Genomic DNA, 20,955 nt, shown 5'->3' on the forward strand with positions numbered 1-20,955 from the left:
CGCGCGCGTGCCGAAACCCACGCCTTCCGCGCCTGGTCATTAACCGGCCACTTTTCGTAGGCAAGCAAGCGTAAGGGCAGCCTACGCGGCTCGGCTACGCGCCTCGAATCCCAAGATGCACCACGTCCGGCACACCCCGGGCAACGGTGATCTCTTCCGTACGCACCGATGTGAACCCGGCATTCCGGAGGGCCCGTTCGAACGCGGGCGACGGCTGGGCAGACCAGACGGCCAGCACCCCGCCGGGGGTGAGACGGGCCGCGCAGGCGGCGAGCCCGGCGGGGGAGTACAGCCCGCCGTTGTCCTCGGTGACGGTCCAGTCGGGGCCGTTGTCGATGTCCAGACACAGCGCGTCGTAGGGCCGCGCGCCCTCTGCGGGGCGTCGCAGATGCGCGACGAGATCGGCGTGGACGATCTCCGTCCGGGGGTCGGCCAGCGCCTCGCCGGAGAGCGCCGCCAGCGGTCCGTCCCGGTGCCAGTCGATCACCGCCGCCTCCCGCTCGACGACCGCTATCCGTCCCCACCGGGGCTCGGAAACCGCCTCGACCAGCGAAAACCCCACGCCGAGGCCGCCGATGAGCAGTGCGGGCGAGATGCGGCCGGGCGGCAGCGCGTCGAGCGCGGCGCGGATCAGCCGACGCTCGGAGCGGCCGTCGGAGGTGTCCATGAGGAAGCACCCATTGGCGATGATCTCGAAGACGGCCCCGTCGCCGGTGCCGCCCTCGCCCGTGCCGCCACCCCGCTGCCGCAGCACCACCTCGCCGTACGGGCCCTCCCGGCGGTCGACGGTCACCGGCCGGTCGTCGGCGATGTCGTACGGCGACTGCATGGGGCGGGTCCTCCCGGGCTTTCTCGTATGAGCTGGCGCCCTCATCCTCGCGCCGAGGCGACCCGCCGGTCCAACCGATAAAGGGCGCGGAGATGTGACGCGAATGTGGCGGCCTTCACATCGCGGGACCGGTGAGATGACTCACGGGGGCGCGTGTGTTGAGAGGTCTGCGCGGATATACGCCACCCGCGCGTGACAGCCCGGGAAAGGGGGCCAGCGGTGACGACCTCGGCCTCCCGGACCCCGGCCCGCCGCTCCGGTGCGCGCCCGTGGTCCCCGCTCCGGAGCCACGTGGCGCATCTCGGGGGCGTGCCGTTCACCCTCTGCTACTCGCTGATCCTCCTCGGCACCGGCCTCTACGCCCACCTCGGCGACCCCCGCACCGTCCACGCCCTGCTCGCGGGCTCCAGCACCGACGTCTCCCACCTCTCCCAACGGCCGCTGCTGACCCTGCTGGCCAGCGCGCTGTGGGTGGTCGGCGGCATCACCTCCCCCTACCTCGTCGCCTTCCTCCTCGTGCTCGGCGCGCTGGAGCGCCGCGTCGGCGGGCCGCGCACCGCCGGGGTCTTCCTGCTCGGCCACGTCCTGGCGACGCTGCTCACCGAGATCCCGGTCGCCGCGTCCGTCGCCGTCGGCCACCTCCCGGACAGCTCGCTGCGCCGCCTCGACTACGGCGTCAGCTACGGCCTGATCGCCTGCGCCGGAGCCCTCGCCGGACTCCTGCCGCCCCGCCCCCGGTGGGTGCTGACCGGCGGGATCGGCGCCGCGCTGATCGCCGGAAGCCTGGCGCACTTCGACCCCCTCACCGACTGGGGTCACGCCCTGGCCCTGCTGATCGGCGTCGCCTGCTGGCCGTACGCCCGCCGGGCCGCTCGGCGGCGCGGGTGATCGCCCACGGCGGGATGATCGCTCACAGCGAACACCGGTCCGGGAACACCTGAGCCCTCGCACGCATTGAGTCTGCATAGCTCAACTTGCCTGCCGAAGGGGAGATCATGGCTTCGCTGTCTACACCGCTCACCCTGCCCGTATTGCCCCTCGATGACGAGGTCGTGCTGCCCGGCATGGTGGTCCCGCTGGACCTTTCCGATACCGATGTGCGCGCCGCCGTGGAGGCCGCGCAGGCCGCTGCCCGGGCCGATGGGGGGAAGCCGCGGGTGCTGCTGGTGCCGCGTATCGACGGGACGTACGCGGGCATCGGCACGCTCGGCACCGTCGAGCAGGTGGGCCGGCTGTCCGATGGCGATCCCGGGGCGCTCATCCGTGGAGTGCGACGTGTGCGGGTCGGAGCCGGGACGACCGGGCCCGGGGCCGCGCTGTGGATCGAGGGCACCGCGGTCGAGGAGATCGTGCCCGATCCGCTGCCGGGCGCCGTCACCGAACTGATGACGGAGTACAAGGCGCTGGCCACCAGCTGGCTGCGCAAGCGCGGCGCCTGGCAGGTCGTGGACCGGGTGCAGCAGATCGACGATGTCTCGCAGCTCGCCGACAACTCCGGATACTCACCCTTCCTCAGCGTCGCCCAGCGCGTGGAGCTGCTGGAGACGGCCGACCCGGTGGCGCGGCTCAAGCTGGCCGTCGGCTGGTTGGGCGATCACATGGCCGAGCAGGACGTGGCCGAGTCGATCGCCAAGGACGTCCAGGAGGGCGTCGACAAGCAGCAGCGCGAGTTCCTGCTGCGGCGGCAGATGGAGGCCGTGCGCAAGGAGCTGGCCGAGCTGAACGGCGATCCGGAGGACGAGTCCGATGACTACCGGGCCCGGGTCGAGGCCGCCGAGCTGCCCGAGAAGGTGCGCGAGGCGGCGCTGAAGGAGGTCGACAAGCTGGAGCGGGCCAGCGACCAGAGCCCCGAGGGCAGCTGGATCCGCACCTGGCTGGACACCGTCCTGGAGCTGCCGTGGAACGAGCGCACCGAGGACGCGTACGACATCCCGGGCGCCCAGGCGGTGCTCGACGCGGACCACGCGGGCCTGGCGGACGTGAAGGAGCGGATCACCGAGTACCTGGCGGTGCGCAAGCGCCGCAGCGACCGCGGCCTCGGGGTCGTGGGAGGCCGGCGCGGCGGGGCCGTGCTGGCGCTCGTCGGCCCGCCCGGCGTCGGGAAGACCAGCCTCGGCGAGAGCGTGGCCCGCGCGATGGGGCGCACGTTCGTCCGGGTCGCGCTCGGCGGCGTCCGCGACGAGGCGGAGATCCGCGGCCACCGGCGTACGTACGTGGGCGCGCTGCCCGGCCGGATCGTACGGGCCATCAAGGAGGCGGGCTCGATGAACCCGGTGGTCCTCCTGGACGAGATCGACAAGGTCGGCTCCGACTTCCGCGGCGACCCGGCCGCGGCCCTGCTGGAGGTCCTGGACCCGGCGCAGAACCACACCTTCCGGGACCACTACCTGGAGGTCGAACTCGACCTGTCCGACGTGGTCTTCCTGGCCACGGCCAACGTCCTGGAGGCCATTCCGGAGGCGCTGCTGGACCGCATGGAGCTGGTGCGCCTGGACGGCTACACCGAGGACGAGAAGGTCACCATCGCCCGCGACCACCTGCTGCCCCGGCAGCTGGAGCGCGCCGGTCTGGAGCCGGGCGAGGTCGAGGTGGCGGACGAGGCGCTGCGCAAGCTCGCCGGGGAGTACACCCGCGAGGCGGGCGTACGGACCCTGGAGCGCTCGATCGCGCGGCTGCTGCGCAAGGTGGCGGCCCAGCACGAGCTGGGGACGCGCGAACTGCCCTTCACCGTCGGAGTGGAGAGCTTGCGTCCGCTGATCGGGCGGCCGCACCACACCCCGGAGTCCGCGCAGGACCCCGCCGAACGCCGCACCTCCGTCCCCGGGGTGGCGACCGGGCTCGCGGTGACGGGCGCGGGCGGCGACGTGCTGTACGTGGAGGCGTCGCTCGCTGACGCCGAGACGGGCGGCGCGGGGCTGACGCTGACCGGCCAGCTGGGCGACGTCATGAAGGAGTCCGCCCAGATCGCCCTGTCCTTCCTGCGCTCCCACGGCGCGGAGCTGGAGCTTCCGGTCGCCGATCTGAAGGAACGCGGCATCCACCTCCACGTCCCGGCGGGCGCGGTGCCCAAGGACGGCCCGAGCGCGGGCATCACCATGACCACCGCGCTGGCCTCGCTGCTGTCGGGCCGCCAGGTGCGGCCGGACGTGGCGATGACGGGCGAGGTCTCGCTGACCGGGCGGGTGCTGCCGATCGGCGGCGTCAAGCAGAAGCTGCTGGCGGCGCACCGGGCCGGGGTGACCACCGTGATCATCCCCAAGCGGAATGAGCCGGACCTGGACGATGTGCCCGCCGAGGTTCTGGAGAAGCTCGACGTCCACCCGGTCTCGGACGTCCGCCAGGTCCTGGAACTGGCCCTCCAGCCCGCCTCGGCGAGCGCCCCGGAGGTCCCGGTGGCGGCGTAACGAACACACCTCGTTGAGGGTAGACAGGTCTGTCTGGTAGCGTGAGCGGCGCACCAGACAGACCTGTCTGTTCACTTCATGCTTCAGTTGCCCTCGCGGAGGAAAACCGTGCGCACCCTCGTCGTCCTCGCCCACCCCGGCCTCGCCGCCTCACGCGTCAACGCCGCCCTCGCCGAGGCCGCCCGGCCGGTGGACGGCGTCACGTTCCACGATCTGTACGCCACCTACCCGGACCTGCGCATCGACGTCGAGCGGGAGCAGCGGCTGCTGCTGGAGCACGACCGGATCGTGCTCCAGTTCCCCTTCTACTGGTACTCGGCGCCGCCGCTGCTGAAGAAGTGGCTGGACGAGGTGTTCCTGTACGGCTTCGCGTACGGCTCGAACGGCACCTCGCTGCGGGGCAAGGCGCTGCTCGTCGTCACCACGGCGGGGGCCGCGGAGGAGATGTACCGGCCCGGCGGGTTCAACCGCTTCACGGTCGCCGAGCTCCTCAAGCCCTTCGACGCGACGGCGAACATCTCCGGGATGGCGTACGAGGAGCCGTTCGTCGTCTACGGCGCGAACGCGGTGGACGACGCGGCGCTCGCCGCGTACCAGGAGGACTACCGCGCGCTGCTGGCGTCCGGGGTGCCGCGCGAGCGCGACCTCGCCGCCGTGTGAGGCGGAGGGAAAGAGGGAGGGCCCGGCCGCTCGCGCGCGGCCGGGCCCTTCGCCGTGTCCGAGGGCGGCTACACCCGGGCCGGGCACGCCTCCGCGATCAGTACCCGCGCCGTCTCCCGCGCCGCCTCCACGAACTCCGGCCGGGGCTCCAGCGCCGCCGCGGCCATCGCGCCGTCGATGAGGAGCGAGATCCGCAGGGCGAGTCGCGCGGGGTCGGCGGCCCCGGCCGCCCGGGCCAGCTCGGTCAGCCAGGTCCGTACGGCGCGCTTGTGCTCGGCGGTCGCGGTGTGCGCGGCGGTGCCCGGCTCCGTCTCGCCCGCGGTCCGGGTGAACGCGCAGCCGCGGAAGCCGTCCCGCCGGGCCGCGGCGCTCAGCGCGTCGAAGACGCCGGTGAGCTGGTCGCGCGGATCGGGCCCGGCGGCCTCAGCGGCCTCGGTCAGCTCCCCGCGCCAGTGGATGTCCGTGGCGTGCAGATAGGCCAGGACGAGATCGTCCTTGCAGCGGAAGTGCGCGTACAGCGTCGCCTTGGCCACGCCCGACTCGGAGATGATCCGGTCCACTCCGACGCCTCGTATCCCATGGGCGTTGAACAGCCCGGTCGCCGTGGACAGGATGCGGTCGCGGGCGGAGGGCCGGGTACTGCTCATGGTCATGCTCCTCGGAAGGGGCCGCCTTCATGCTGGGGATACGGCCGGTGCCCTCCAGCGTACAGACAGACCTGTCCGTGCACTGGAGGGCGAGGAACGAGTGGGGGTCAGCCGTTGGCGAGCGCCTTCAGCCGGTCGATGGCGCCGTTGAAGAGGTTGTGGTCGCCGACCGTCGGGCCGGAGGAGGTGTACTGCCAGATGGTGTGGAAGCCCCAGCCCGCGGGCAGCTCGCCGACGGAGGAGCCGTAGCGCGGGATCCACAGCGGGTTGACGCCGCCGAAGGCGCTGGAGTTGCCGGTGCAGGTCGTCCACCAGTTGGTGGAGGTGTAGATCACCGGGTCGCGGCCGGTGCGCGACTTGTAGGTGCTGGTGAAGTCCTTGATCCAGCTGACCATCGCGCTGGCGCTCTTGCCGTAGCAGGTGGCACCGTAGGGGTTGTACTCCATGTCCAGCGCGCCCGGCAGCGTCTTGCCGTCCTTGCTCCAGCCGCCGCCGTGGTCGACGAAGTAGTTGGCCTGGGCGGCGCCGGAGGAGTTGTCCGGCAGCGCGAAGTGGTACGAGCCGCGGATCATGCCGACGTCGTACGAGCCGGTGTACTGCTGGGCGAAGTACGGATTGGTGTAGCTGGTGCCCTCGGTCGCCTTGACGTAGGCGAACTTGACCCCGCTGCCCCAGAGGGTCGACCAGGCGACGTTGCCCTGGTGGCTGCTGACGTCCACGCCTTCGACGGTGGCGAGCAGATCGGACGGCGACGGGGGCTCTCCGGTCGTCGAGCCGCCCTCGTGTTTGAGGATCTGCGAACCCGCCCAGTCGTCCTCGGGGTGGGGGATGGCCTTCGTGCCGCCGTTCACGGCCGGATCGTCCTGGCCGCTGTCGGCGAGCGCGGGAGCGGACAGCGCGAAGACCGCGGTGAGGAGGGCGGTGAGGAGGGTGGCGAGCAGGCCGGTCAGCGCGCGGGGGGTGCGCCGGGTGGGGCCGGGTCTGTGCACAGGCATGGCGTGCCTCCGAAGCCTCGGTGGGGAGAGCGGGGGGAGCGGGGGGATGTCATTGGAATGGCCATGTCAGCAATGACGCTACGGGCGTAGATCGTGAGGGGGAAGGGCCGGGGTGGGCTGCCGTTGGTCTAATCCTGCGAAATACTGATGGAGCTGCGGTAACAGCCGCGCGCGCAAGAAACTTTCACGATGTGAAAACCCGGAGAGGGCTCTGACGTGCACAACAACGGGGCAACGCCCCCCGAGGAGGGTACGGGCGGCACCGTAGGTGGAATTGGTGTGGACCATGCGTTTCTGGCGCTGGAGCGCGAATTGGCGGTCTTCCTCCGCCGCGCCCGCGCCTCCTCGGGCGAATTGGCCCGCGAGGTCCACCCCGACCTGGAATCCGCCGCGTACGGGCTGCTGATGCGCCTGGAGGACGCGGGGGAGCAGCGTGCGACGGACCTCGCGGCCTACATCGGCGTGGGCAAGGCGACGATGAGCCGTCAGCTGCGCGCGCTGGAGGGGCTCGGACTGGTGACCCGGGCGCCCGACCCGGCGGACGGCCGCGCCTTCCTGGTGCAGCTGACGGACGAGGGCCGGGCCCGCTTCCGGCGGGTCCGCATCGCCCGGCGCGCGCGGTACGCCCGCCGTCTCGCCGCCTGGGAGCGCAGCGAGGTCGCCGAACTCGCGCGGCTGCTGCACCAGTTGAACAGCACGCAGGAAGCCGACGAGCCCGGGCAGACGGCCCGCGCGGAGGGGGACCAGTAGGGCGCTCATGTACGTCAGGATCGGCGAGCCGCGCCGATCCGGCGACGTGGGTGTGGCGACTGCGGTACCCACCCCCTGAAGGCGGCGGCGTCCGGCGCCCGCTGATGACCCGGCGGCGGGCCGTCGCGCGAGCGCGGGCCGCTACGGCTCGACGAAGACCGCCGCCGCGTCGTCGTGGGTCTTGCCGCGCGGGAAGGCCGCCCGGTCCGGGTCGGCGTGCTCCGCCGCCCGGACCCGGTCGATCAGCGCCTGCGGCCCCTCCTTGCGCAGCAGCCCGAGGCAGGCGGCCCAGTCGCCCTCGTGGAACACCTCGACCCAGCGCGACGCCCCGTCGGTGAGCGCCGCCAGCGCTCGTACCTCCGTGCGCGGCAGGCTGCCGGTGACCGCCTTGGCGGTCACCGCGGGGTCGGCCGCGGCGGTGAAGAAGCCGCCCTCGATGTTGCGCAGCGGGCCGACCCGCCGCCCCTCGGCGCGCAGCCGGTCGATGCGGTCGTCGAGCACGGCCGTCACCGCGCCCCCGGTCCGCTCGATGAGCAGGGCGGAGTCGGAGAGCACCAGGTACTCGACCCGGTCCGCGCCCCAGCGCGCCACGACGGCGGTCGCCTGGGGAGTGAGGGGGTGAGAAAGGTCACATGTTGAACTATGTGCCTCGGCGGTGCGCTCGATCGCGTACGCGAGGCAGTCGGCGAGTGTCGTGTCCCGCCGCGAACCGGCCAGTTCGAGCAGCGCGCCGCCCAGCCGGGCGGTGTACCAGGGCACGCCGTGGGCGCATCCGGCGTCGCCCTCGGGCGGCGGCGTCACCCCGTCCAGGACCACGAGCGCGCCCCCGTGCCCCGACGCGGGCAGGGCCACGGACGCGTAGTCCTCGTTGGGGCGCTGCGGATCGCCGGGGGCGGTCGCGAGTTCGATGCGCATGCCGTCATTCTGCCGCTCACGCCGTGCGCGGGTGTGGGCAGGGGGATGGGCATCCTGCCAGGACGGGCAAGCGTTTTCCAGCCCGGGAAATTCGGGCGCCGGGTATGGTCCGTGACGAAAGTTGGTGCTCAACTACGCAATGCGGTTCACTCGTTCGGGTGGGCCGGGTGGGTGATGCGTACCCGTCCCGGAGCCGTCCCTGGAAGGGTCGGAATCCCTGCCGGGGGTGGGGAAAGACAAGGGTTGATCCGTCGTCACCTCTGGAACCACAGCGGTCTGGAACCACAGCGGTCGGGCGAGAAAAGATGGTGAGCACCGGTGCGGAAGAAGCGGCTTCGGGGCACCAAGCGCGAGCACGTCAGTGAGTCCCGTGATCAGCAGGAGCAGGGGTCGGCCGGGCCCCTTCCGGCGGCCGGGTCCCCTCCGGGCGCCCCGGAACCCCCGGCGCCAAAATCCTTAGCTCCGGAACCCACGGCCCCGGAATCCCCGGTCCCGGAATCCCCGGCGCCTGAGCCACCGCGGGGGCGCCCCGCGCGCGTCCGCAACCGGCTGACCGCGTCCGTCGCCCTCGTCTCCGTCGCCGTCCTCGCCGCCGGCGCCCCCGCCGTCCTCAGCGCCCTCGACGACACCACCGAGACCCAGAAGCTGGTCGAGCTGGCCGAGGCCAACCGCGGCACGGTGGCCCTCGCCCACTCCCTCGCCGACGAACGCGACGCCATGACCGCGTTCGTCGCCGCGGGCCGCACCACCACCGCCGCCGCCGGGGGCGGCCTCTCCGAGGACCAGCGCGCCCGGGTCGACCGGCAGGTCGCGGAGGTGCGCGGGCAGGTTCCGGCCGCCCTCGCCGCGCGCTTAAGCACCCTCCCCGAGATCCGCCAGCAGGCGCTGACCGGAAAGGGCTCGTCCCTCGACGTCTTCGACGCGTACACCGAGGCCGTCCAGGCGCTGAACCGGGTCGCCGACACCCTCGCCCGCAAGCTCCCGGCCGACGCCGACACGGGCCCCGCCCCCGCGCTCGCCCCGCTCGGCCGCGCCGTGGAGCAGGCGTCCGCCACCCGCGGGTTGCTGCTCGCCGCGCTCGCCGACCGCGGCGGCCGGTCCCGGCTGACCGTGGTCGCCCAGCGCACCGAGGTGCGCGAGCAGGCCGCGCTCGCCGATTTCCGGCAGCTCGCCCCGGGCTCCGCGAGCGACGCCTACGACCGCACCGTCAACGGCACCGAGGTCACCACCGCCGAGCGCTACCTCGCCCGGCTCACCGATCAGCCCCAGCTCTCCGGCCAGGACCTGTTCGTCGACAAGCGCCGCCTCGACGCGGCCCTGACCGCCCGCATCGACCGGATGCGCGGGGCCGAGTCCGCGCTCGCCTCCGCCGAGATCACCCGGCTCGGGCAGCTGCGCGACGACGAGGTCACCGCCCTTGAGGTGAGCATCGCCCTGGCCGGTGCCTGTCTGCTGCTCGCCCTCGGCACCAGCGTCCACAGCGCCCGCTCGATGACCCGCCCGCTGTCCGCGCTGCGGCGCGGCGCCCGCCGGGTCGCCGCCAGCCCGGCCGCCGAGCAGCCGATCGCCTTCAAGGGCCGCAACGACGAGTTCGCCGACGCCGTACGGGCCGTCAACGAACTCCACCAGGCCGCGCTGCGCCAGCACGAGCGCCTGACCCGGCTCGACGGCGAACGCACCCAGTGGGCCGGTGAGCGGCGGCGACTGGCCGACGAGGCGGCCGAGCTGCGTGCCGAGCGGGACGCGGTCGCCACCCGGCTGGAGGGGTTGCGGGCCCGGGTCCACAGCAGCTTCGTCAACCTGGCGCTGCGCAGCCTCGGGCTGATCGAGCGACAGCTGGCGATCATCGAGTCCATGGAGGAGCAGGAGCAGGACCCTGACCGGCTCGAAACGCTGTTCCAGCTCGACCACCTCGCCACCGGCATGCGCCGCTACGGCGAGAACCTGCTGATCGTCGCGGGCTCCGAGCACCAGGCGAACCACCCCGGCCCGGTGCCGCTGCTGGACGTGCTGCGCGCCTCGATCAGCGAGGTCGAGCGGTACGACCGAGTGCACATCCAGTCGCTGCCGCCGCACGCCCAGGTGGCCGGGTTCGCCGCGGACAGCGTCAGCCACCTGATCGCCGAACTGCTGGAAAACGCCACGGCGTTCTCGCCGCCGGACGCCGCGGTGCAGGTGTCCGGCTGGCTGCTGGAGAGCGGCGAGGTCATGCTCTCCGTCCAGGACGAGGGCATCGGCATGACGCCCGAGCGCCTCGCCGAGCTGAACGAACGGCTCGCCGACCCGGTCCCCGAGTACTGCCAGGGCCCGCAGCCGGACGATCCGCTGGGGCTCGGCCTGTACGTGGTGACCCGGCTCGCCGCGCGGCACGGCGTACGGGTGTCGCTGCGCGAGCAGCAGCCGGGCGGGGTGGCCGCCGCCGTCGTCCTGCCGGTCAAGATCCTCCCGGCGGGCCCGCCCGGCGCCGGACTCCCGTCCGCCCCGCCCGCCGCCGCGAGCGGCCCCCTCGGCGGCACCGGCCTGCCCGCCTTCCCGGGCGCCGCGGCCGAGGCCAACGGCAACGCCCTCCCGGACCACGGCCGGGTCGCCGGTGGCAGCGGCGTACCGGGCCAGCGCCGCGCGGCGGCTGAGGCGGCCGACGCGGCGGACTTCGGCGGTACGGACCGTACGGAGCCCGCCCCCGAGCGCGCGCCGGAACCGGAGCCCGTCGCGCAGGACGCGGGCCCCGAGACCATGGCCCCCCAAATCTCGGGTCCCGAGATCGCGGGTCCCGAGACGGTGTCGTGGGCGGCCCCCGGCGAGGCCTGGGCGGGCGGCGCGGACGAGGACCCGTACCTCATGGAACCGACGCCGCCGCGCGGGCATCCGGCCCCCGGTCCGGCGGCGGAGGAGCTGCCGGTCCTGCCGAAGCGCACCCCGAAGACGGCCCAGGCCACCGAGCGCACCATGGAACTGACCGTTCCCGGCGTCGTTCCGGGGGACCATCCGCGGGAAGCGCCGGGCAGCGAGCAGCCGTTCGACACCCGCGCCGTGCGGCCCGCCGCGGCGGACGCCTGGGGCCCGGCGGAACCGGCCGGTCCGGTGGAGCGGCCGGAGCCTCACGACCCGTACGCCATCGGCCCCGACCAGCACACCCGCGCCCCGGAGGCGACCGGCCAACTGCCCCGCACCGACAAGGGACTTCCCAAGCGGACCCCGCGGAGCGTGGCCCGCCGCGACCCCGACCCGCGGGAGCGCACCGGGTCGGTGAACGCGGAGGAATTGCGGCGTAGGCTGGGCGGGTTTCAGCGCGGCGCGCGGGACGGCCGCCGGGACGCGGAGGCCGAGATCGCCGCGCACGGTACGGCAGAACAGCGCGGTACGGCAGAACAGCGCGGTACGGCCGGGCAACGGGGCACGGCGCAAACGGGGGCGCAGGACGGGGGCGGCATGGTTGAGGAGGCACGTGGGTGAATGCGCCCAGTAGTACCTACGGGTTGAGTTCCGAGGCCCGTAATCTGCACTGGCTGCTGTCCAACCTGGTCGAGGAGGTGCCGGGGGTCCGCTCGGTGGCCGTCGTCTCGTCCGACGGGCTGATGCTGCTGTCCTCCGACGCGCGGCACGTCGCCGCTCCCACGGGCCCGGCGGTCCAGGACGGCCCGAAGGGTTCCACCGCGGACCTCGCGACGATCGTGTCGGGACTCGGCAGCCTGACGCTCGGCGCGGCGAAGCTGATGGACGGCGGCGGCGTCAAGCAGACGGTGGTGGCGATGGACGAGGGCAGTCTGTTCGTCATGTCGATCAGCGATGGTTCGCTGCTGGGGGTGCACGCCACTCCGGACTGCGACATGTCGGTGGTCGCGTACCACATGGCGCTGTTCGTGGGCCGGGCCGGACATGTGCTCACCCCCGAACTGCGTTCCGAACTACGGAGGTCGCTGGAGACGGCGCGGTGACGGCAGCGTCCGGCCGGGCCGCTCGCAGACCGGGGCGGGTGCGTCCGTACTCGCTCACCGGAGGCCGCACCCGCACGGAGCACGTGCTGCTGGTGGAGACGTTCGTGGCGTCGCTGGAGCCCGCTGACGGACCGGCGGACGGACCGGTCGAGCCGTTACCGGACGGCGCTCCGGGGGCGCGGATGCTGCCGGAGATACGGGCCATCATCGACCTGTGCCGCAGGATGCGTTCGGTCGCGGAGGTCTCCGCGATGCTCAAGATTCCGCTGGGCGTGGTCCGCGTCCTGCTCAGCGATCTCGCCGATCAGGGAAAGATCCGTGTGTACGGCACCGGGCGGGGCCCGGGACAGCCGGAGCGCGCGTTGCTCGAAAGGGTGCTCGTTGGACTTCGCAGACTCTGAGACGATGACGGTGACCCCGCCGCATGTGTCGGAGATACCCGGTGTCGGTATACCCGGTGCCGAAGAACGGCTTCAGAGCTGGCAGACGGACCGCTCCCGGGCGCCGATCGCCACGAAGATAGTGATAGCGGGGGGTTTCGGCGTCGGGAAGACGACGTTCGTGGGCTCGGTCTCGGAGATCACTCCGCTGCAGACCGAGGCCCTGATGACGCAGGCCAGCGAGGACGTGGACGACCTCGGTGCGACGCCCGAGAAGCTGACCACGACCGTCGCGATGGACTTCGGGCGGATCACGCTCGAATCCGATCTGGTGCTCTATCTCTTCGGCACCCCGGGCCAGCAGCGGTTCTGGTTCATGTGGGACGACCTGATGCGCGGGGCGATCGGAGCGGTCGTGATGGCCGACACCCGGCGGCTGGAGGACAGTTTCCCGGCGCTGGACTACTTCGAGAGCCTCGGCCTGCCGTATGTGGTGGCGGTCAACCACTTCGAGGGGACCCCGCTCTACGGTCCCGAGGACGTCCGGGACGCGCTCTCCGTAAAGCCCGAGGTGCCCGTGGTGACCATGGACGCGCGGCAGCGGGTGACGGTGGTGGACGCGCTGCTCGCCTTGGTGGGCCACGCCGTTGACGTCTCACCGGAGTGAACTAACCTCAGCTCCGCTCGGGGAATGGAATGCCCCGTTCCTCTTCCTGTCCTGAGCCTGAGAGAGAGTCACGGTCATGCGGAAAATACTCATCGTCGGATCCGGCCAGTCCGGCCTCCAACTCGCCCTCGGTCTCCAGGCCGAGGGTTACGAGGTCACCCTGATGGCCAACCGCACGGCTGACGAGATCCGCTCCGGGCGCGTCATGTCCACGCAGTGCATGTTCCACACCGCGCTGCAGCACGAGCGCGACCTGGAGCTCAACTTCTGGGAGGAGCGGGCGCCGCGCATCGAGGGCCTCGGCGTGTCCGTCGCCGGACCGCCGACGCCCGAGGGCCCGCACGCCCGCGCCATCGACTGGGTCGGGCGGCTCGACGGCTACGCCCAGTCCGTCGACCAGCGCATCAAGATGGCGGGCTGGATGGAGCTGTTCGAACAGCGCGGCGGCCGGCTGGTCATCCACGGCGTGGCCGTCTCCGACCTGGATTTCTTCACCCAGAGCCACGATCTGGTGCTGGTGGCGGCGGGCAAGGGCGAACTGGTCTCGCTCTTCGGCCGGGACGCCGCCCGCTCCCCGTACGACACCCCGCAGCGCGCGCTGGCCGTCTCGTATGTGCACGGGCTGGGCCCGCGTCCCGAGCACCCGGACTACGACGCGGTGCGCTGCAATCTGGTCCCCGGTGTCGGCGAGCTGTTCGTCATGCCGACCCTCACCACCAGCGGGCGCGCCGACATCCTCTTCTGGGAGGGCGTCCCGGGCGGCCCGGCCGATGTGTTCCAGGGCGTCACCGACCCGTCCGCGCACCTGGCCACCACGCTGGAGCTGATGGAGCGGTTCACCCCGTGGGAGTACGCGCGGGCCACCAAGGTCGAGCTGACCGACGCGGGCGGCACGCTCGCCGGGCGGTACGCGCCGACCGTACGCAACCCCATCGGCGAGCTGCCCGGCGGCGGCCTGGTCCTCGGCGTCGCGGACGTCGTGGTCGCCAACGACCCGATCACCGGGCAGGGCTCCAACTCGGCCGCCAAGTGCGCCGCCTCCTACCTGGAGAGCATCGTCGCCCACGGCGACCGGCCGTTCGACGCCGCCTGGATGCGGGAGACGTTCGACCGCTACTGGGCGACCGCCCGGCACGTCACCAAGTGGACCAACGCGATGCTCGCCCCGCCGCCCGAGCACATCGTGGAACTGCTGGGCGCGGCGAGCGGTCTGCCGCCGGTGGCCGACCGGATCGCCAACGGCTTCGACGACCCGTCCGATTTCGAGCACTTCTTCTACGAGCCGGAGAAGGCGTCGGCCTATCTGGCCTCCGTGGGGGCTTAGCCCCGGGCCGGGCCCGGACGGACCACGCCCTGCACCGGATTGGACGCGAGCGCGGAGAGGCGGACCGTGGTGCCGGGCCGGGGCGCCTGCACCACCTGGCCGCCTCCCGCGTAGATCGCCACGTGGCTCGCGCCCTTGTTGTAGATCACCAGGTCACCCGGGCGGATCTGGCTGAGCGAGATCCTCGGCAGCTGGCGCCACTGCTCCTGGCTGGTGCGCGGAATGGTCCGGCCCGCGTGCGCCCACGCCTGGGAGGTCAGGCCCGAGCAGTCGAAGGAGTTCGGCCCCTCGGCGCCCCACACGTACGGTTTGCCGATCTGGTTGAGTGCCCACCGCAGCGCCCGCTGCCCGGCCGACGCCGAGGCCATCGGGAGCCGCCCGGGGGTCTTGGGCCCGGCGCCGTTGGCGGCCGTACCACCACCCGCGCCCTGGGCCGGGCGGCCCGGCACCGTCCCGTCACCCTGCCCCGCGCCCTGACCGCCGCCGGTGTCCTGACCGCCGCCCGCGTCCGTCCCCTGGGCCGGACCGGGGCCCGGGGCGGGCGGCGGCGGGGCGACGCCCTGGGCGCGGCTCGTGGCGCCGCCGAGCACCCCGGAGGCGACCAGCTTGCGCTGTGCCTTGTCGGTTTCCTCGCGCTCCTTCTCCGCCACCTGGGCGATCTGGCGGGCGGTCAGCGAGGCGAGCATCTTCTCGATCTTCGTGAGCCGCTTCTTGACCTTGTCGCGCTGTTTCTTCTTCTTCGCGCTCAGCGACAGCTGCTTGTCCAGGGCGGTCCGGGCCTTGGTGGCGAGGGCGTCGGCATGCCGCTCACCCTTGGTCAGCCGCTCCACGACGGCCGCCTCCCGGCCCGCCGCCCGGTCCAGCTCCCGCGCCTGGTCGGCGGCCTTCTCCGGGTGCGGGGTGAGCAGTGTCAGCAGGAAGGTGTACGAGGAGAGCTGGGTGTGGCCCTGGTACTGCTGACGGGCCAGCCGCCCCGCGTCCTCCCGGCTGGCGGCCAGGTCGGTGCGGCTGCGGGCGAGGTCGTCGGTCAGATCCCGGGTCTTCGCCCGCTGTTTGCGCAGCTTCTCCTCGGTCGCGTTGTACGCCTCGGTCGCCTCTTCCGCCTTCCGGTACAGCGTCTTGAGCTGGGTGAGCAGCCCGGCGACGGACCGGTCGGCGGGCCGGTCAGGCTGGGCGGGGGCGGCCGTGGCCGCCGGGACGGGCGGGACGAGCGCGACGGCCGCGGTGATCGCCGCCGCGCACACCGAGCCTACGATCCGTCCTGACACGGGCTCACACCTCCGGCTGCGGGAACGGGGTCCGACGACCACCTCAGCAGGAACGCGGCGTGACAGTCGTACTTTCGGGAGAATGATGGGCAAGTCGGCCCAACACGGTCACCCGTCCGGAGGGCCCCGAACCACCCTCCCCGCCCACCCACCTTGGCCCGGCCCCGGCGCACACGCGCAAGCCCGGTCGCGTGCCTCGGTGCGACTCGGCGCGGGTAACGGCTGCGCACGCCTCGGCTCGGCCGCGCGCCTGGGCCCGTCCGCGTCCGCGCGAGCCCCGCCACGCGCGCGACGGCCCGACCGGGCGTGCCTCGGCCTGGTCGCGGGCGGCTCAGCCCGGCTTGGACCACGGCCATTTCGGTCCGCCGCGCGGCTTGCCCTCCGGGGCGTACTCGTACCGCCAGCCCCGGATCAGGCCCAGCCGCGACGTGCCCGCCGGGACGCGGAGGTAGACGTGCACGGTCGGCGGGCCGCCCGCCTCGTCCGGGACCGGGACCTCGTACGTCTTCGGCGGCTGGCCCGTGGCGCCGACCAGGACCGGCAGCACCCGGCCGTCCAGCGGCCCGCCGGCGAACGGCGTCTCCTCGCTTCTCACCGCACCACCCTCACAACAGGTGCCGCGCCTCGCCGAACACCGGTGCCACGCGCCGCACCAGCGCGCCCACCGGGCCGTGCGCGGGCTCCGTGGCGAGGGCCGCCCGTATCACGCGGGCCGCCTGCGGATCGGTCGCCGCGGTGGCGGTCAGCAGTGCCACGAAGTGGTCCACCAGCCAGTCCCGCAGCTCCCGGGCCGACGGCTGCTTGTTCTCGTCCAGCCAGATCAGCGAGGCCGCCTCGACCGCCGTGATCCAGGTGCGCACCATCATCCGCAGCCGGGCGCCGGGTTCCTCGGCGGGCTCATCGGCCGCGTCGGCCGCGTCGGCCGCCACGTGCAGCAGGATCTGCTCGGCCGCGGCCCGCCGCACCTCGTCCACGATGGCGTTCGTCCGCGACGTCTCGGCCACGCTGCCGCCGTGCAGCAGCGCGCTGAACCCCGCGTCGTGCTCGTCGACGAAGGTGAGATAGCGGTCCAGTACGTTGCCCAGGCGGGCGCTGAGCGGGCCGGTGCGCGGCTCCTCGAAGCACCCCTCCAGCTCATCGGCGGCGCTGCGCAGCGCCGCCTCGTACAACTGCTGCTTGCCGCCGGGGAAGTAGCGGTAGACGAGCGGGCGGGAGGCGCCCGCGGCCGAGGCGACGTCGTCAAGCGACACGTCCTCGGGCGCGTGGTGGGCGAACAGGCCGAGCGCGGCGGTGATCAGTTCGGCGCGCCGCGCCTCGACGCTGAGCCTGCGGTACGCCCCACGGCGCACGGTGGCCGGGGGCGCCGCGATCGCCCGGTCCGCGTCCGCCTCCGTATCCGCCGGGGCGGTGCCACTGCTCGTCGTCATGCCTGGCAGCGTAACCGCCCTGGGGCGGATACCGAGGGGCGGGCCATTGACGAAGGCGCCCGCGCGGACACGCCCTACAGCAGGCCGCTGCTCTGCCACAGCTTGCGTCCCGCACCGCGCAGCACCCCGACGTCGTCGAGGAATTCGGTCAGCCGCCGGGCCCCGCTGCGCATCACCTCGCGGCGGTGGCCGCTCGCCCGCACCTGGGCGACGGCCGCCCGCCGGTCGAGCCCGACGTCCGTGTACACCCGCGGGTTGACGAAGGCGAGCGAGAACAGCCGGGCGAACTCGCCCGAACCGACCCGGGTCAGCTCCTTCTCCCAGCGCGACGCCCGCACCATCTGGCGGCGCAGCTCCTCCCGGGCGTACCGCACATGGCGCGCCTCCTCCACCACATGGATCCGGGTCACGCCGCGCACCAGCGGCTGGACGCGCTCATCGGGGAACGTCAGCCGCTGCATCCAGTCCAGCACCTCCTCGCCCAGCAGGGTGGCGGTGAACGAACCGGGCGTGGTGGAGAACGTCTTGAAGAACCGGCCCAGGTTCTGGTGGAGCCGGGACACCGGGTACGCGGGGGTGCCGCCCTTGGCGATCAGCCGCGCGAACATCTGGGAGTGGCGGCACTCGTCGGCGATTTCGGTGAGCGCGTAGCGGACATGGGCACTGGTCGCGGGCTTGTCGTAGATGTGCCGGGTGAGCAGCTGGATCAGGATGATCTCGAACCAGATGCCGAGCGACGCCAGCGCCGCGGCCTCGTGCCGCGACAGCAGCATCCGCTGCTCCTCGGACATCCGCCGCCACATCGGGGTGTCGTAGAGGGAGACCAGCTCCGGCGGCCAGAACCACTTGTCCGGCTCGTGCGGCGCGTCCCAGTCCAGCTCGGTGTCGGGGTCGAACGAGTGCCGGGCGGAGGCTCGCAGCAGCCGCTCCGCCACCCGTTCCCGGTCCTTGAGGAGCCCGAGCGCGTCCCGGGGCGCGGCTGATTCGGTCGGGGTCGTCATCGCTGGGGACACCTCGCGCAAGTGGTCGCGGCCGGACACCCCTTATGAGACTCTGTGTCAGCAAGCCCGTCAATCCCCCGCGGATGGGTTGGCGCGCAGCGAGGCGAAGGAGACGACGTGTCGACGCAGGACCTCTACGCCATGGACCCCGGCGACCCGACGTGGCAGGTGCCCGCCGCCGGCGCCGCCCGATTCAGCTGGGAGTACGACGACCACCGGGCCCGGCTGCTCGCCCTGTACCAGAAGGGCAAGGACAAGCAGTGGGACGCGACCAAGCGGATCGACTGGGACCTGGAGGTCGACCCGTACGACCCGCTCGGCACCCCCGACGAAGCCCTGGCCCTCTACGGCACGCCCCACTGGGACCGGATGTCCGACCGGGAGCGGGCCGAACTGCGCCGCCACGCCGCCTCCTGGCAGTTCAGCCAGTTCCTGCACGGCGAGCAGGGCGCGATGGTGTGCGCCGCCCGCATCGTCGAATCGGCGCCCGACCTCGACGCCAAGTTCTACTCGGCCACCCAGACCATGGACGAGGCCCGCCACGCCGAGCTGTACGGCCGCTTCCTGCACGAGAAGGTCGGCATGGTCTACCCGATCAACGACAACCTCCAGGCGCTGCTCGGCGACACCCTCCGCGACTCCCGCTGGGACATGGCCTACCTGGGCATGCAGGTCCTCATCGAGGGCCTGGCCCTCGCCGCCTTCGGCCTCATCCGCGACACCACCGACAAGCCCCTGCCGAAGCAGCTCCTCGCCTACGTCATGCAGGACGAGGCCCGCCACGTGGCCTTCGGCCGGATGGCGCTGCGCGACTACTACCGCGACCTGACCGACGCGGAGCTGCGCGAGCGCGAGGAGTTCGTCATCGAGGGCTGCTACCTCATGCGTGACCGGCTGCGCGGCGTCGAGGTCCTGGAGAACCTGGGCATCCCGAAGGCCGAGGCCGAGGAGTACGCGGAGCGTAACCCGTATCTGCACATGTTCCGCAAGCTGCTGTTCAGCCGCATCGTGCCGTGCGTGAAGGACATCGGCCTGTGGGGCGAACGGCTCCAGCGCGCCTACGTCGACATGGGCGTCCTGGAGCTCGGCGACAGCAACCTGGACCTGCTGATGAACCAGGACGAGGAGGTGGCACAGCGCCTGGACGCCCAGCGCTTCGCCGCCGAGGAGGCCGCCCGTACCGGCGAGGTCGAGGAGGCCATCGCGCAGGGCGCGGCGGACGACTGAGGCGGCTCAGGCGTCTGCTGTACGGGCCGGACGGATGGCCTCGGCGGCCGCCGCCGCGAATCCGGCGAGGGTGCGGGGGCAGCGCCAGCGGGATTCCGTCTCGGCGGGGGAGAGTTCGCCTTCGCCGGAGTCGGACCCGCCGGACCGCTCGGCGAGGTCGTCCCAGGACACGTCCTCGGCCGCGGGGTCGCCGATCAGCTCCAGGGCCGTGGGGAAGTTCTCCAACTGCTCGATGTCGAGGCCCTCGTCGCTCGGGTGCCCCGGATGGCCGCAGGGCGCCTGGGGTCCGTCCGCCCCGTCCGCCCCGGTCGCCACGTCCGCCGCGACGGCGCGCAGCGCGGCGGCGGCCCGGTCCGCGACGCCGGGGGCCGAGTGCCACATCACGTGCCCGTGCATCAGGACCAGGCCGAGGACCGGGAACGCCACGTCGGCGGAGCCGGTGCCGTGCGCCGTCCGGGCCTCTTCGAGCCGGTCCACGCACGCGGTCACCACCGCGTCGATCTCCTCGTCCTCGCCCAGGTAGTAGCCGTGGTGGATGCACTCATAGTCGTCGATCAGGTCCTGCAGCTGATTCATGATCGCTGCGACGCGTTGTCGGTGGCGTGTGGTTCCCTCAGTGGACGAGCACGAGCACGAGCACCAGCGACGAGCACGAGCACCAGCGCGAGAGGACCCGCCCCATGGCCACCCGCCACGCCGCCGCCTTCCGCCGTCTTCACGACGGCCGCACCGGCTTCCTGATGCCGAACGCCTGGGACGCCGGGAGCGCGATCGTGCTGGCGGAGGCGGGCTTCGAGGCGCTCGCGACGACCAGCGCCGGGATCGCCTTCTCTCTGGGCAGGCCCGACCACACCATCCCGGCGGGCGGCAAGGCGGTCTCCCGGGCCGAGATGTTCGACCGCGTCCATCAGATCACCGCGGCCGTGGACCTGCCCGTCAACGGAGACCTGGAGGACGGGTACGGGGCGGAGCCCGAGGCGGTCGCCGAGACCATCAGGCTGGCCGTCGCCGCGGGCCTCGCGGGCGGCAACGTCGAGGACTTCGCGGACGGCGCCCTGTACGACGAGGAGCTGGCCGTCGCCCGGATCGCCGCCGCCCGCGAGGCCGCCGACGCCGACGGCACCGACTTCGTGCTCACCGCCCGCACCGACGGCCTGATGCTGCGCTCCCCGGCCCCGCTCGCCGACGCGATCCGGCGCGCCAGCCGGTACCGGGAGGCGGGCGCGGACTGCCTCTACGTACCGGGCGTCAACGACCTCGCGAGCATCACCACCCTGGTCGCCGAGATCGACGGCCCGCTCAACGTGGTGATGGGCCTCGGCGCCACCAGCCTCACCGCGGACGCCCTCCGCTCCGCCGGTGTCGCCCGCCTCAGCCTCGGCGGCAGCATCGCGCGCGCCGCGCTGGGCTTCGTACGGGACAGCGCCCGGGAGTTGCTGGAGCGGGGGACGCTGACGTTCGCCGAGGGGCAGATCCCGCAGGGCGAGCTGAACGAGCTGTTCGCCCGCGACCGCCCCTGACCGACT

At 72.9% G+C, this 20,955-nt stretch carries 20 protein-coding genes; 11 read left to right on the forward strand and 9 right to left on the reverse strand.

The genetic code is table 11. The features are described from left to right. Window positions 1–94: 94 nt before the first annotated feature. The gene (locus ACZ6CL_RS02870; RefSeq protein ID WP_468930338.1) at window positions 95–829 is read right to left on the reverse strand and encodes a spermidine synthase family protein; all 735 of its coding nucleotides are present in this window, start codon (window positions 827–829) and stop codon (window positions 95–97) included. A 291-nt stretch (window positions 830–1,120) separates the two neighbouring features. Here ACZ6CL_RS02870 and ACZ6CL_RS02875 point away from each other — a divergent pair, with 291 nt between their 5' ends. The 3 genes from ACZ6CL_RS02875 to ACZ6CL_RS02885 all read left to right on the forward strand — a co-directional run bounded on the left by ACZ6CL_RS02875 (window position 1,121) and on the right by ACZ6CL_RS02885 (window position 4,893). Then, window positions 1,121–1,717 carry a rhomboid-like protein gene (locus ACZ6CL_RS02875; protein ID WP_468930340.1) on the forward strand — a complete coding sequence of 199 codons (597 nt, stop codon included), beginning with the start codon at window positions 1,121–1,123 and terminating at the stop codon, window positions 1,715–1,717. 107 nt (window positions 1,718–1,824) lie between these two features. Beyond that, the gene (gene lon, locus ACZ6CL_RS02880; protein ID WP_468930343.1) at window positions 1,825–4,233 is read left to right on the forward strand and encodes an endopeptidase La; all 2,409 of its coding nucleotides are present in this window, start codon (window positions 1,825–1,827) and stop codon (window positions 4,231–4,233) included. 108 nt (window positions 4,234–4,341) lie between these two features. Then, complete coding sequence (locus tag ACZ6CL_RS02885) at window positions 4,342–4,893, forward strand: NAD(P)H-dependent oxidoreductase (RefSeq protein WP_468930345.1); 552 nt, start codon at window positions 4,342–4,344, stop codon at window positions 4,891–4,893. Between the two features lie 68 nt (window positions 4,894–4,961). Here ACZ6CL_RS02885 and ACZ6CL_RS02890 read toward each other — a convergent pair whose 3' ends face one another. Together ACZ6CL_RS02890 and ACZ6CL_RS02895 are read right to left on the reverse strand one after the other, a co-directional pair. Then, window positions 4,962–5,540 carry a TetR/AcrR family transcriptional regulator gene (locus ACZ6CL_RS02890; protein ID WP_468930348.1) on the reverse strand — a complete coding sequence of 193 codons (579 nt, stop codon included), beginning with the start codon at window positions 5,538–5,540 and terminating at the stop codon, window positions 4,962–4,964. A gap of 107 nt (window positions 5,541–5,647) precedes the next feature. Continuing rightward, window positions 5,648–6,535 (reverse strand): lysozyme, encoded by an 888-nt coding sequence (locus ACZ6CL_RS02895; protein WP_468930350.1) that lies wholly within the window; start codon window positions 6,533–6,535, stop codon window positions 5,648–5,650. 216 nt (window positions 6,536–6,751) lie between these two features. Here ACZ6CL_RS02895 and ACZ6CL_RS02900 point away from each other — a divergent pair, with 216 nt between their 5' ends. Continuing rightward, window positions 6,752–7,285 (forward strand): MarR family winged helix-turn-helix transcriptional regulator, encoded by a 534-nt coding sequence (locus ACZ6CL_RS02900; RefSeq protein ID WP_468930353.1) that lies wholly within the window; start codon window positions 6,752–6,754, stop codon window positions 7,283–7,285. Window positions 7,286–7,426: 141 nt separating this feature from the next. Here ACZ6CL_RS02900 and ACZ6CL_RS02905 read toward each other — a convergent pair whose 3' ends face one another. After that, window positions 7,427–8,200, reverse strand: a complete 774-nt coding sequence (locus ACZ6CL_RS02905; RefSeq protein WP_468930356.1) for a protein phosphatase 2C domain-containing protein — start codon at window positions 8,198–8,200, stop codon at window positions 7,427–7,429. Between the two features lie 318 nt (window positions 8,201–8,518). On the opposite strand from ACZ6CL_RS02905, the gene ACZ6CL_RS02910 reads away from it, so the two are divergent. From ACZ6CL_RS02910 to ACZ6CL_RS02930, 5 genes are all read left to right on the forward strand, one after another. Continuing rightward, complete coding sequence (locus tag ACZ6CL_RS02910) at window positions 8,519–11,653, forward strand: sensor histidine kinase (RefSeq protein ID WP_468930359.1); 3,135 nt, start codon at window positions 8,519–8,521, stop codon at window positions 11,651–11,653. Then, window positions 11,650–12,135 carry a roadblock/LC7 domain-containing protein gene (locus ACZ6CL_RS02915; RefSeq protein ID WP_468930361.1) on the forward strand — a complete coding sequence of 162 codons (486 nt, stop codon included), beginning with the start codon at window positions 11,650–11,652 and terminating at the stop codon, window positions 12,133–12,135. Before ACZ6CL_RS02910 ends, ACZ6CL_RS02915 begins: the two co-directional genes overlap by 4 nt. Beyond that, the gene (locus ACZ6CL_RS02920; protein ID WP_468930363.1) at window positions 12,132–12,536 is read left to right on the forward strand and encodes a DUF742 domain-containing protein; all 405 of its coding nucleotides are present in this window, start codon (window positions 12,132–12,134) and stop codon (window positions 12,534–12,536) included. Before ACZ6CL_RS02915 ends, ACZ6CL_RS02920 begins: the two co-directional genes overlap by 4 nt. 4 nt (window positions 12,537–12,540) lie before the next feature. Next, window positions 12,541–13,182 carry a GTP-binding protein gene (locus ACZ6CL_RS02925; protein WP_468930366.1) on the forward strand — a complete coding sequence of 214 codons (642 nt, stop codon included), beginning with the start codon at window positions 12,541–12,543 and terminating at the stop codon, window positions 13,180–13,182. Between the two features lie 76 nt (window positions 13,183–13,258). After that, the gene (locus ACZ6CL_RS02930) at window positions 13,259–14,506 is read left to right on the forward strand and encodes a styrene monooxygenase/indole monooxygenase family protein (RefSeq protein WP_468930369.1); all 1,248 of its coding nucleotides are present in this window, start codon (window positions 13,259–13,261) and stop codon (window positions 14,504–14,506) included. Here the strand turns inward: ACZ6CL_RS02930 and ACZ6CL_RS02935 are convergent. The 4 genes from ACZ6CL_RS02935 to ACZ6CL_RS02950 form a co-directional block, all read right to left on the reverse strand. Then, window positions 14,503–15,774, reverse strand: coding sequence for a C40 family peptidase (locus ACZ6CL_RS02935; RefSeq protein WP_468930371.1), 1,272 nt, complete (start codon window positions 15,772–15,774; stop codon window positions 14,503–14,505). The genes ACZ6CL_RS02930 and ACZ6CL_RS02935 overlap by 4 nt on opposite strands. Before the next feature lie 331 nt (window positions 15,775–16,105). Further along, the gene (locus tag ACZ6CL_RS02940; RefSeq protein ID WP_468930374.1) at window positions 16,106–16,369 is read right to left on the reverse strand and encodes a hypothetical protein; all 264 of its coding nucleotides are present in this window, start codon (window positions 16,367–16,369) and stop codon (window positions 16,106–16,108) included. Window positions 16,370–16,379: 10 nt separating this feature from the next. Continuing rightward, window positions 16,380–17,201, reverse strand: coding sequence for a TetR/AcrR family transcriptional regulator (locus ACZ6CL_RS02945; RefSeq protein ID WP_468930375.1), 822 nt, complete (start codon window positions 17,199–17,201; stop codon window positions 16,380–16,382). Window positions 17,202–17,275: 74 nt separating this feature from the next. Then, on the reverse strand, window positions 17,276–18,202 hold the full coding sequence (locus ACZ6CL_RS02950; protein WP_468930377.1) for an AurF N-oxygenase family protein: 927 nt from the start codon (window positions 18,200–18,202) through the stop codon (window positions 17,276–17,278). Window positions 18,203–18,319: 117 nt separating this feature from the next. Between ACZ6CL_RS02950 and ACZ6CL_RS02955 the strand changes: the two genes are divergently transcribed. After that, window positions 18,320–19,429 carry a ferritin-like domain-containing protein gene (locus ACZ6CL_RS02955; RefSeq protein WP_468930379.1) on the forward strand — a complete coding sequence of 370 codons (1,110 nt, stop codon included), beginning with the start codon at window positions 18,320–18,322 and terminating at the stop codon, window positions 19,427–19,429. 6 nt (window positions 19,430–19,435) lie between these two features. On the opposite strand, the gene ACZ6CL_RS02960 is transcribed toward ACZ6CL_RS02955, so the two are convergent. Next, on the reverse strand, window positions 19,436–20,005 hold the full coding sequence (locus ACZ6CL_RS02960; RefSeq protein ID WP_468930382.1) for a hypothetical protein: 570 nt from the start codon (window positions 20,003–20,005) through the stop codon (window positions 19,436–19,438). A gap of 104 nt (window positions 20,006–20,109) precedes the next feature. Here ACZ6CL_RS02960 and ACZ6CL_RS02965 point away from each other — a divergent pair, with 104 nt between their 5' ends. Then, window positions 20,110–20,949: an isocitrate lyase/PEP mutase family protein gene (locus ACZ6CL_RS02965; protein ID WP_468930383.1), complete on the forward strand. Its 840-nt coding sequence runs from the start codon at window positions 20,110–20,112 to the stop codon at window positions 20,947–20,949. Window positions 20,950–20,955: the final 6 nt, after the last annotated feature.

Source organism: Streptomyces sp. NPDC041200 (assembly GCF_055591805.1).

Bases quoted from the DNA above. Each gene is read 5' to 3' on its own strand.
- ACZ6CL_RS02925 (WP_468930366.1), top strand. From the start codon at position 12,541: ATGACGGTGACCCCGCCGCATGTGTCGGAGATACCCGGTGTCGGTATA.
- ACZ6CL_RS02870 (WP_468930338.1), bottom strand. From the start codon at position 829: ATGCAGTCGCCGTACGACATCGCCGACGACCGGCCGGTGACCGTCGAC.
- ACZ6CL_RS02950 (WP_468930377.1), bottom strand. From the start codon at position 18,202: ATGACGACCCCGACCGAATCAGCCGCGCCCCGGGACGCGCTCGGGCTC.
- ACZ6CL_RS02905 (WP_468930356.1), bottom strand. From the start codon at position 8,200: ATGCGCATCGAACTCGCGACCGCCCCCGGCGATCCGCAGCGCCCCAAC.
- ACZ6CL_RS02930 (WP_468930369.1), top strand. From the start codon at position 13,259: ATGCGGAAAATACTCATCGTCGGATCCGGCCAGTCCGGCCTCCAACTC.
- ACZ6CL_RS02945 (WP_468930375.1), bottom strand. From the start codon at position 17,201: ATGACGACGAGCAGTGGCACCGCCCCGGCGGATACGGAGGCGGACGCG.
- ACZ6CL_RS02965 (WP_468930383.1), top strand. From the start codon at position 20,110: ATGGCCACCCGCCACGCCGCCGCCTTCCGCCGTCTTCACGACGGCCGC.
- ACZ6CL_RS02895 (WP_468930350.1), bottom strand. From the start codon at position 6,535: ATGCCTGTGCACAGACCCGGCCCCACCCGGCGCACCCCCCGCGCGCTG.
- ACZ6CL_RS02890 (WP_468930348.1), bottom strand. From the start codon at position 5,540: ATGAGCAGTACCCGGCCCTCCGCCCGCGACCGCATCCTGTCCACGGCG.
- lon (WP_468930343.1), top strand. From the start codon at position 1,825: ATGGCTTCGCTGTCTACACCGCTCACCCTGCCCGTATTGCCCCTCGAT.
- ACZ6CL_RS02960 (WP_468930382.1), bottom strand. From the start codon at position 20,005: ATGAATCAGCTGCAGGACCTGATCGACGACTATGAGTGCATCCACCAC.